This window comes from Elusimicrobiota bacterium, from assembly GCA_041660925.1.
In the GTDB taxonomy this organism is placed as follows: Bacteria; Elusimicrobiota; Elusimicrobia; order UBA1565; family UBA1565; genus JBAZUV01.
Map to the genome: position 1 here is coordinate 247,007 of JBAZVI010000005.1, position 10,230 is coordinate 257,236.

6 protein-coding genes are annotated in these 10,230 nt (G+C 71.0%); 3 read left to right on the forward strand and 3 right to left on the reverse strand.

Features of this window, described 5'->3' with window-relative positions; all coding sequences use genetic code 11:
* Positions 1 to 95 precede the first annotated feature (95 nt).
* The 3 genes from ispH (at position 96) to WC969_09165 (ending at position 4,396) form a co-directional block, all read left to right on the forward strand.
* Positions 96 to 1,820, forward strand: a complete 1,725-nt coding sequence (ispH, locus tag WC969_09155; GenBank protein ID MFA6030008.1) for a 4-hydroxy-3-methylbut-2-enyl diphosphate reductase — start codon at positions 96 to 98, stop codon at positions 1,818 to 1,820.
* Positions 1,820 to 3,271, forward strand: a complete 1,452-nt coding sequence (locus WC969_09160; GenBank protein MFA6030009.1) for an amidohydrolase — start codon at positions 1,820 to 1,822, stop codon at positions 3,269 to 3,271. The genes ispH and WC969_09160 overlap by 1 nt, the downstream gene beginning before the upstream one ends.
* Positions 3,272 to 3,364: 93 nt before the next feature.
* Positions 3,365 to 4,396, forward strand: a complete 1,032-nt coding sequence (locus WC969_09165; protein MFA6030010.1) for an SIS domain-containing protein — start codon at positions 3,365 to 3,367, stop codon at positions 4,394 to 4,396.
* Between the two features lie 154 nt (positions 4,397 to 4,550).
* On the opposite strand, the gene WC969_09170 is transcribed toward WC969_09165, so the two are convergent.
* The 3 genes from WC969_09170 to WC969_09180 form a co-directional block, all read right to left on the reverse strand.
* A complete protein-coding gene (locus WC969_09170; protein MFA6030011.1) occupies positions 4,551 to 5,603 on the reverse strand; it encodes a mechanosensitive ion channel family protein in 1,053 nt (350 codons plus the stop codon).
* A gap of 144 nt (positions 5,604 to 5,747) precedes the next feature.
* Positions 5,748 to 9,368, reverse strand: a complete 3,621-nt coding sequence (locus WC969_09175; protein ID MFA6030012.1) for a hypothetical protein — start codon at positions 9,366 to 9,368, stop codon at positions 5,748 to 5,750.
* A gap of 139 nt (positions 9,369 to 9,507) precedes the next feature.
* A complete protein-coding gene (locus WC969_09180) occupies positions 9,508 to 10,143 on the reverse strand; it encodes a HEAT repeat domain-containing protein (GenBank protein MFA6030013.1) in 636 nt (211 codons plus the stop codon).
* Positions 10,144 to 10,230: the final 87 nt, after the last annotated feature.

The following is a 10,230-nucleotide window of genomic DNA, read 5'->3' on the forward strand; positions in this document are numbered from 1 at the left end:
CGTACGGAGAGCGCGCGGCGGGGTGCCCGAAGGGAAGTGTAGCGGTCGGACCCCTTCCTGTCAATAGAAGAGGATGGGGAAGGTATAATCTCCATATGAGGAAGGATGCGGACGTCGTGCTGGCGCAGACGGCGGGCTTCTGCCCGGGCGTCAAGAAGGCCATCGACTGCGTCCTGGCCCTGGCGGAGGCGGGCAAGGCGCCCATCTACACGCTCGGTCCGCTCATCCACAACAAGCAGGTCATCGAGACGCTCGAGCAGAAGGGGATCCGCGCCGTGGAGTCCCTCGACGAGGTCCGCGGGAAGCGCGGAGTCATCGTCATCCGTGCGCACGGCATCACCCCGGAGCGCGAGCGCGAGCTCCGCGGCCTGGGCCTGGAGGTCGTCGACTCGACCTGCCCGCTGGTCAAGAACGTGCACTCCGTCATCACCGAGCAGGCCGCGCGCGGCTGCGCGACGGTCATCGTGGGGGATGAAGGCCACGCCGAGGTCGTCGGACTGCAGGGCTATGCGGGCGGGAAGGCCTTCGTCGTCGCAGGCCCGGAGGAGGCGCTCTCTCTCCCGGCCTTCGAGAAGGTCAACATCGTCGCGCAGACCACGCAGGAGGAGGACGTCTTCGCGCGGACCGTGGAGGTCGTCCGCTCCAGGGCCCGCGAGACCGTCGTCTCCAACACCATCTGCAAGCCCACGCGCGACCGCCAGCGCGAGACCCTCGAGCTCGCGGGGGGCGTCGACCTCATGGTCATCGTCGGCGGCCGGCACTCGGCCAACACGGCGCGGCTGAGCGCGCTCTGCCGGCGGCTCTGCCCGAACACCGCGCACATCGAGACCGACGAGGAGCTCGACCTCATGAGCGTCCGGCGCGCCCGCCGCATCGGGATCACCGCCGGCGCGTCCACCCCGGGCTGGATGACCGACCGGGTCCTCGAGCGCATCCGGCAGGCGCGCACGCGCGAGGCGGACTCCCTGGGAGGCCTCGCGACGAAGGCCCTCGAGTTCCTCATCGGCTCCTGCGCCTACGCGGGGCTCTCCGCCGTCGGCCTCACCTACGTCTGCATGAAGCTTCAGGGCTGCCGCATCGATAACCGGCTCCTCGTGCTGGCCGGACTCTTCGTCTTCAGTCTCCACATCATCAACCGCGTCACGGGTCAGGGAGCGGGCGGCGGTGAGAACCACCGGGCCGAGTTCGTCCAGAAGCACCGTTGGTCCCTCATCGCCGCCGGGCTGGGCTCGGGCCTCGGGGCGATGGGCCTGGCCTTCTATCTCGACGCCCGTCTTTTCGCCATGGTCGCTCTCTGCTGGCTGCTCGGGGCCCTCTATCCTTTCCGGCCGCTCAAGGGCCTCACGGGCCTGGTCGGATTCCCCGCCTCGCGCGACATCGTCACCGCCCTGGGCTGGGGCTTCGTCTGCGCCTACCTGCCCGCGCTGCATCAGGGCATCGTCTTCACGAAGGCCAACCACCTGGCCGTCTTCTTCGTCTTCCTCCTGGTCTTCATCCGCTCCGTCATGCTGGGCATCAGCGACGTGCACAGCGACATGATCGTCGGACGCGAGAACTTCTACAAGGCCATGGGGCCGCGGACCACGCACGCGACGCTCGGGGCCATCCAGGCGCTGCTGACCGGCATCCTCGTGGCGCTGCTCGTGATGGGCTGGAAGAGCCGCCTCGTCGGAGCCCTCCTCGTCGGCGACCTCCTCTTCGTCGCGGGCTCGGCCCTCTATTACGCCCGGCGACTGACCAAGGGCTTCTGGGCGGAGGCCGGGGTGGACGGGCAGTTCATGCTCCTGGCGCTCCTCACCTGGCTCAGCGGCCGGATCTGATGGTCGACCTCCTTCTCAAGAACGGGCTGATCCGCACGCTGGACCCGGCGCGTCCGCTCGCCCGCAGCGTCGCCTGCGCGGACGGGAGGGTCGCCGCGCTCGACGAGGATCCGCCGGCCGCGCGCGTCGTCGACCTGCAGGGCGCGACGGCCGTGCCCGGGCTCGTGGACGCCCACGTCCACCTTCTCTGGCTCGGGAGACGGCGTCTCGAGCTCGACCTCGCGGGGGTGCGCGACGGCGTCGAGCTGCTGCGCCGCGTCGCGCAGAGGGCGCGGACCCTGCCGCCCGGCGCCTGGCTGCGCGGCGGCGGACACGAGCTGCGCGAGCCCCCGCCGGCCCGGGAGCTCTCGGAAGCCGCCGGGGGGCGGCCGGTCTGGCTGCTGCGCCGCGACCTCCACTCCGGCCTCGCCAGCACCCGCGCGCTCGAACTCGCCGGTCCCGCGCTCGCGGGGGCTCCGGCGGGGACGGTCCGCGCGGGAGGGACCTTGCTCGTCGAGGAGGCGGCGGCGCTCATGGAGCGCGTCGCGCCCCGCCCGGGGGCGCGGGAGGCCTTCCTCACCGCGCAGAAGGAGGCGCTCGCGGCGGGACTCACCGCCGTCCACGAGGCCTGGGTGGACGAGGAGTCTCTCGCGGACCTGCGGGGGATGGATGCCGACGGCGGGCTGCGTCTGCGCGTGCACGCCATGGTCCACGACGGGGACCCTGCGCGTCTGGCCGCCTTCCTGCGCGCGAACAAGCCCACCGCGGGGAAGCGGCTCGTCGTCCGGGCCGCCAAGCTCTTCCTCGACGGCTCGCTCGGCTCGCGCACCTGCTGGACCTCGGACCCGCCCCTGGGGGGGCCGCGTCTGAGCGACGCCGCCTTCTCGGAGGTCGCCCGCGCGGCGCTCGCCGGCGGCTGGCAGCTCTGCGTGCACGCCATCGGCGACCTCGCCGTGCGCCAGGCCCTCGGCGTCTACGAGCGCCTCGCGCCGCCTCCGGAGCTGCGCTGGCGCATCGAGCACCTCCAGCACGTGCACCCCTCCGACTTCCCGCGGCTTCCCCGCTGGCTCTGCTCCATCCAGCCCGGTCACTGCGCCGACGACCTCGCCGCCGCGCGGGGAGCGCTCTGCGCCGCGCTCGCGGAGGGAACGCACGCCTGGCGCCGCATGGGCCGGCTCGTCCTGGGCACCGACGCGCCCGTCGCCCCGCTCGACCCGCGCCGCACCTTCCATGGGGCCGTGACGGGGGGCGGGAGGCCGGAGACCGCCCTGCGTCCCGAGGAGGCGCTGCGCGCGATGAGCGCCGACGCATCGTGGGCCGGCTTCTCCGAGGCCGGGATCCTCGCGCCCGCCCGGCCGGCCGACCTCACCGTGCTCGAGCGCGACTGGCTCGAGTGCCGCCCCGACGAGGTCCTCGCCGGACGCGTCCTCGGGACGGTCATCGACGGCGTCGTCGAGTGGGAGGCGGAGTGATCGGTCCCCGGGTCTTCGCTCTCCTCATCGTCGGGGCGCTGCGGCTTCGCCGGCGGTTGCGCCGGTGAAGGCCCTTCTGCTACAAACTCGGGGATGAGCGGCAAAGCCCCCGGCTTCTGGATGCGCGCGGAGATCGGCGAACAGCCCGAGGTCGTCGCGCGCGTGCTCGAGTACGAGCGGCCCTCGGCCGAGCGGCTCGCGGCCGAACTCCGGCGGCGCAAGACCCGCTTCGCCGTGCTCGCCGCGCGCGGAACCTCCGACCACGCCGCGACGGTCGGCAAGTATCTCTTCGGCTGCGAGCTCGGGGTTCCCGCCGCGCTCGCCGCGCCCTCGATCTCCACTCTCTACGGGAAGCCGCTGCGCCTCAAGGGGACCGTCGTCCTCGGGGTGAGCCAGTCGGGCCGCTCCACCGACATCCTCGAGTACCTGCGCGCCGCGCGTCGTGCCGGGGCGGTGACGGTCGCGGTGACCAACGACCCGGACTCGCCGATGGCGCACGCCGCCGCCCACCTCCTTCAACTGCGGGCCGGCCCCGAGCGCAGCGTGGCCGCCACGAAGACCTTCACCGCCCAACTCGCCGCGCTCTATCTGCTCGCCGCCTGCTGGCGCGGCGGCCGGCGCGGCTCCGAGCTCCTGCGCGCGGCGAAGACCGCGCCGCGCGCGATGCGCGCCGCGCTCGCGCGCGAGGGAGAAGTGAGGGAGGCGATGCGCCAGGCGCGGACGCTCGAGCGCTGCGCGGTCATCGGCCGCGGCTTCGTCTATCCGGTGGCGCTCGAGACCGCGCTCAAGTTCAAGGAAGCGGCGGGGGTGTTCGCCGAGGGGGCCTCCGCCGCCGATTTCCTGCACGGACCCATCGCCATGGCCCGCAGCCAGGCCGGCGCACGCTTCCGGGCGCTGCTGCTCATGAGCCGCGGGCCGGGGCTGCCGTCGACGCGCCGCGTCGAGAAGCGCCTCATGGAAGCCGGCGTGAAGACGCTGCGATTCGGGCCGCCGTCCTGCCCGGACATCCTCGCGCCCTTCCCTCTCGCCGTCCTCGGCCAGCTCGCCGCGCTCCACCTCGCCCTGCTCAAGGGGCGCAATCCGGATGTCCCGGATGGATTGAGTAAGGTGACGAAGACGAGATGAATCCTCAACTCCCTTCCCTGCGGGGAAGGGCTGGGAAGGGGGGAGCTTTAAAACAGAAGGCCCGCTTATGCGGGCCTTCTTGTTGTGGGAGCCCCCTCCCCCTTCACCCCCTCCCGCAGGAGGGGGAGTTAAGGAAGGGTGCAGTGCGTGCTGATTATCCTCTGATAGCGACCCCCGCCACCGCAGCGAGCTGCACCCCTTCCTTCTGCAGACGCTCGAGCAGTGCCAGGTCCACCGCCTGCTGGGCGTCCATAAAAGCCCCGTAGTCCGGGCTCTCCACGTAGTAGACCGCCTCGAAGAGCAGGCCGGTCTCGCCGAGACCGCACAGATGCGCGCGGTCGAAGGTCGCGCGCGGGACGGCGGCGACGACCTCGCGCGCGAAGCCGGGCACGGCGGCGGCCTTCGCATGCGGAGTCGCGTGGGCGACACGGAACTGCAGGACGACGCGGCGGCGGCGCATCTCCTGGAAGTTCGAGAGGGGGCTGGAGGTGAGATCCTTGTTGGGGACGACGAGCAGCTCCCCGCCGAGGCTGCGCAGGCGGGTCGTCTTGATCCCCACATGCTCGACGGTCCCCGAGAGCGTCCCGCTCGTGATGAAGTCCCCGAGCCGGAACGGCCGGTCCATGAAGATGACGAAGGAGGAGAAGAGGTCCCCGAGGATCTGCTGGGCCGCCAGCGCGACGGCGACGCCGCCGATGCCGAGCCCGGCGACCACCGTCGAGATGTTGATGCCGAGGTTGTCGAGGACGAAGACGCCTGCGCCGATCCAGACGACGATGTTGAGGAGCAGGCGCAGGCTCTGCATCGCCGAGGCGGAGCCGGGGTCCTTGGGGTCGCGGCCGACGGCCTTGCCCAGACCGTAGGAGACGGCGGCCTGCAGCAGGGTCACCGCGCGCCAGGAGAGGACGAGCACGAAGACGAGGTGGAGGGCTTTGTCGAAGCCGCCGCTCAGGCGAAGGCCGCGGCTGGCGACGTAGAGCGCGACCAGGTGGTATTCGGGGGAGCGGATCTTCCCGAGCAGGTCGACGAGGAAGTCGTCGAGATCCGTCTCGGTCTTCTCCGCGATGGCTTTCAGGTGGCGCACGACGACGTAGCGGACGGCGTAGATCGCGGCGAGCACGGCGAGGAAGGTGCCGAGCGAGGTCAGCCAGGTGGAGAGGTCGTTGCCCAGAAAGGTGTTTGCGAGGAGGGGAGAGAGGTCGTTCATATCGGGAGTATAGGAAATCGGTTCACCCTACCTGAACTCCCCACCCCTGCCCCTCGCCGCCGCGGCCATAGCCGCGCCGGGACCGGGCATTGCGGAAGCTAATAGCCCGGACTCCCGATGGGGAAGGGAGTGTTGGAAGAACGTCTACTTATGGGTCGCTTCGCCTATTTGGCCCGCGATGTCGACCTGGGGCTGCTTGAGGACGGAGGTCGGCAGGCCGGGCAGGCGCTTGGGCGCGCGCCAGAAGGCCGCGGTGGCGATGAGGTAGGCCGCGCCGCAGACGGCGAGGAGCGGAGGCAGGACCGGGGAGAGCGAGGCCGCGACCATCGAGATGAGGCCGTAGCCCACGGAGATGGCGGTGTTCGAGAAGGAGCCCTGGATGCCGACGAGCTGCCCGATCTGGTCCTGCTTCGCGTTGGCCTGGAAGTAGCTGTTGAGCGAGACGAAGCCGGGGCCGTAGAACATGCCGATGGCGAGCAGGCTGATCATGACCGCCGTGGGGACGGTGATGAAGGGGAAGAGCCCGGTGGTCCAGACGAGGAAGGGGAACCAGACCGCGGCGAAGCCGACGCCGAAGAACTTGATCCAGCCGCGGTTGCTCAGGTTCGAGGCCAGGCGCACGAGGCCGGCGGCCGCGAGGCCGGCGGCGGCCGCCGCGAGCGCGCTGCCGGGCACCACGCGGGTGAAAACCCAGGCGGCGGCGAGGGTGACGACCGCGGCCTGGATGAGCCGCTCGCCCGGGATGCGCCCGAGCAGCGGGAGGCGGATGGTCGGGAGCTTGGCCTGTGCGGAGGTGGAGATGAGGTTTCCGAAGAAGAGCGCTCCGGTGAACTGTCCGAGCAGCATGCCCTTGGCCGCCGAACCCACCAGGAACTCCGCCATGATGGGGAGCAGGAAGGACTGCAGCGGGTAGAGCATGAGCGCGGTGAGCGCGACATAGAGCATCGCGGTGCGCAGGCGCAGCCGGTTCGCTTTCAGGGCGGAGGCGGCCTTGGCCGCGTCGGCCGTGCGGCCCTCGGTCTGCGCCTTCGCGAGCTCCGCCTCCAGCGTCTTCTCCTGGGCGGAGGGCTCGCGGCCCTCTCCGCGCCAGAGGGCCCGGAAGCTCGAGGTGCGGGTGATCCAGTAGACGAGAGCGGCCGTGATGGGGAGCGTGGACTTGAGGAAGACCGTGGCGAAGCCCGGCAGGGTCATGACGCCGGAGAGGGCCGCGATGATGGGCGCCGAGTAGATGTAGAGCGCCGCTCCGATCGCGAGCAGGACGGCGGGCAGGGCGTTGGCCTTCGCCCACCCGAGGGCCGAAGCCGTGCGAGAGGGCGCGGGCTTCTCCACGGGCGCCGCGGGGTTCGCCGCGGTCTCGTTCTTCGTGTTGGGCATCGTGAACCAGATGATGGGCAGCACGAGGAAGGCGTTGGCGGCGGCCGAGAGCAGGAAGGCGATGCCGGGGGCCCACTTGTCGACGACCTGGCCGACGCCGAAGATGAGGCCGAGCAGGACCTGGATGGCGAGGTAGTTCATCCAGGTCAGGCCGTTGACGGTGCCCAGGTGCTTGGGGCCCGCCAGGCGCTTGACGTAGGCGTTCTCCGTCGTCATCGTCGAGGAGAGCATCCAGCCGTTGGCGAAGGAGGCGACGAGCAGGGTCCAGAAGTTGAGGATGCCGAAGTAGGCGAGCGCGGGGAGCACGAGGCTCATCACGACGCGTACGAGGGTGTTGAGCGCCATCGAGTTGCGCGCGGAGAGGCGGTCGACGAGCACGCCGTTGAGCGGACCGGTGGCGATGGCCGCCAGCGGCCCCAGGGCCATCAGGGCCCCGTAGCCGGCCCAGCCCACGGCGGGGACGGCGATGAAGGGGTAGGCGATCGTGGTGAGGATGAAGAAGGAGATGGAGACGGTGCGCTGGGCGAAGAGGCCGAAGACGGCCTTGCGGTTCATCCCGTCGACGCCGGTCTTCCCGAGCGCGCCGAGGACCTCCATCGAGCCCGCATGCCCGTCCTTCGGCATGACGAAGAGGTTGTCGACGCGCGGGTCGGCCTTGCCGCCGACCGAGAGGGCCATGGCGCCGGGAGCGCCCTTGAGCATGTTGCGGTCGGTGTTCCGGGCCTCGAAGAACTGGTCGCCGACGATGAGCGTCTTCGCCGCGGAGACGGACCTTTCCGGGATGCGGCGCAGGAGGCTGGCGAGCCGCGCGAGCGGGCGGCCGGAGAGGCCGAGCCGCACGACGTCGCCCATGCGATCGACGAAGGAGAGATGCGCGCGCAGCCAGCTCACGCCGATGCCCTTGTCGATCTTGGAGAGGGTGAGGTAGGGCTCGTCCTTGGCCGGGTCCTTCGCCTGGCGGCCCAGCACCTCGACCTCGATGCCGCGGGCCTTCAGCTCCTTTTCCATCAGGAGGGCCGCGTCGGTCACCTGCGCCTTCGTGAGCTCGAGCGGCAGGCCGCGGAAGTAGGTGTAGGAGGTGAATTCCTCGGCCTTGCCCTTCGCCCGGCCGTAGCGGGCCTCGACGACGGCCGCCGCGGCGGTCACGGCGTCCTTCTCCTTCGCGGTCCACTCGACCTTCTGCTCGTCGAGGAGGACGGCCTTCCCGGCTCGGTCGAAGACGAACATGCGCGTGCCGCGGCTCGACTGCATCGTGAGCGCGGCCTTCTGCGCGGGGGTCAGCGTCTCGAGCGAGTCGAGGATGGTCGTGTCGCCCTTGTCGCTCGTGTCGGGGCGGTCGGTCAGGATGTGGGTGTGGACGCCCGCGTCGGAGGCGGCCTTCAGCGCGGCCGCGGTCTCGGGCGAGGCCTTGCCCTTCCAGGGCTCGAGGGTGTCGTCGAAGTCGAAGATGGCGAGCTCGGGTTTGTCGAGCGCAAGCTTGGCGAGCACCTGGTCGGCGTGGGCGCGGCTCATCGGGCGCAGGCTGAGGATGACGCCCGTTCCCGCGAGGGCCCGCAGCGCGGCGCGGTGGACCTCGTAGTCGGCGGCGCCGCCCTCGGGGTTCGCGGCCGCGACGCGGCGCAGGCTGTCGGGGACCCCCGCGTCCCCGCTCTTCGCGATGGAGGCGACGGCCTCCTTGCGCTCCGCCTCGGGTCGAGCCGCGTCGACGGCCACGGCTTCGAGGTCGGGGAGCGCGAGGGCCTTGAGGACGGGGATCTGCGAGGAGTCGGCTGCGGAGACCGCGGCGCGCGGTCCGTGCTCCTCTCGCGCCGTCCCTTCGGCGCTAAGGCCCGCCGAAGGGAGCTCGGCGTCTTCGGCGCCGCGGCGGACGCCGGTGAAGAGGGCGTCGAGGGTCGAGCGCTTATCGGAGGGGTTCTGCGCTTGGCCCAGCTCGCGGGTCCCGGTCTCGAGGGTCTCGCGCGCGGTCGGGGCCGCGACGGGCGCGGCGCCGGGGACCGCCGCCTGGGCCGCCGCGTTCCGCTGGACGAAGGCCTTCGGCGCGAGCGCGGGGATGTTCGCCGTCGCGGCCGGCTTCGGCGTCGCGGCCGCCGCATTCGGGACGAGCTTCGCGGCGCCGGCGTTCTGCTGGATCGCCGGCAGAGGCAGCGCGAGCGAGGGGAGGATCGGGAGGGCGAGCGGGGCGGTCTGGAGGGCGTTGACCGCGCCGGGAGCGACGTTCGCGGCGACGGGGGCGACGACCGGGACGGCGGAGGCGTTGGAACCGGTCTGCCCGGTGTTGACGGTCTGGGCGAAGACCGTGAGGGCCTGCGGCCCCGGCGCGAGGACGAGGAGGAGCGCGGCGAGACTCGCCGCGAGCGCCCTGTTCGCCATGCGTCGGAGTTTGGACTCCATGGCTCCTCTCACTATAGTGTAGCCCGTCTCCGAGCCCCCGCCTGGGTCGAAGGACTCGACGCAGCGACGCAGAAGGCCCAGGTCAGGCTGGGCCCTCTAGGGGAGTATGAAAGACATACATCCCGCGCGCAAGGGGAGGCTATCGGGGTTCGCGAAGGAGCTCTTCGGCCCGCTTGCGCACGAGCGGATCTCGGTCTTTCAGCGCGGAGCGCGCCAGGGCGAGGACCTTGGCCGTACGGTAGCCGCCGTTCGCCAGGGCGTTCAGGATGGCGCTGCGTACGGGAGCAGACTTCTCCTTCGGCCAGCGGCGAAGGAGTGCGGCTTCGATGCGCGGCAGCGGAGGATAGGCAAAGCCGAGCGCCGCCGCGGCGTACTCGCGCGCATCCGACCTGCGGTCGCCCAGCGCCGTCAGAAGCGCCTTCAGAAGATGCGGGTCCGCGGAGAAGTCCGCGTCCGTTCTCCGTCCGAACGCCTTTCCTTCGGCCGACCGCGATGAGAGGTGGATGAAGGAGGCGATTCCCGCGAGGCACATCGCGGCATGGACGCGTGTCTCCGGATCCTTGTCGCTGATGCGCTCGCGCAGAACAGGCAGGGCCGCGGCTCCGAGCCAGCGCTTCTTGTACTCGCGGGCCAGGGTCACCACCGCTTGACGGCGCAGCGCGGTATCGCTCGAGCGCGCGAACTCGAGGATCTGAGCGGTGTCCGAGGATGACGGAAGGGCCTCGGCTCCGCCGGCGGTGCCGCTGAGGAGAAAGAAGACGAGAAGGGCACGCACGACTCATTCTAGCGGAAAACGCTTTAAAAATGGAGATTTCACAAAGAATACGCAGAGGATACGGGAAGAGGGCCCGGATATGTGTTG

What these genes read in the sequence shown, in the direction of transcription:
- ispH (MFA6030008.1), top strand. Translation starts at nt 96, where the DNA reads ATGAGGAAGGATGCGGACGTCGTGCTGGCGCAGACGGCGGGCTTCTGC.
- WC969_09160 (MFA6030009.1), top strand. Translation starts at nt 1,820, where the DNA reads ATGGTCGACCTCCTTCTCAAGAACGGGCTGATCCGCACGCTGGACCCG.
- WC969_09165 (MFA6030010.1), top strand. Translation starts at nt 3,365, where the DNA reads ATGAGCGGCAAAGCCCCCGGCTTCTGGATGCGCGCGGAGATCGGCGAA.
- WC969_09170 (MFA6030011.1), bottom strand. Translation starts at nt 5,603, where the DNA reads ATGAACGACCTCTCTCCCCTCCTCGCAAACACCTTTCTGGGCAACGAC.
- WC969_09175 (MFA6030012.1), bottom strand. Translation starts at nt 9,368, where the DNA reads ATGGAGTCCAAACTCCGACGCATGGCGAACAGGGCGCTCGCGGCGAGT.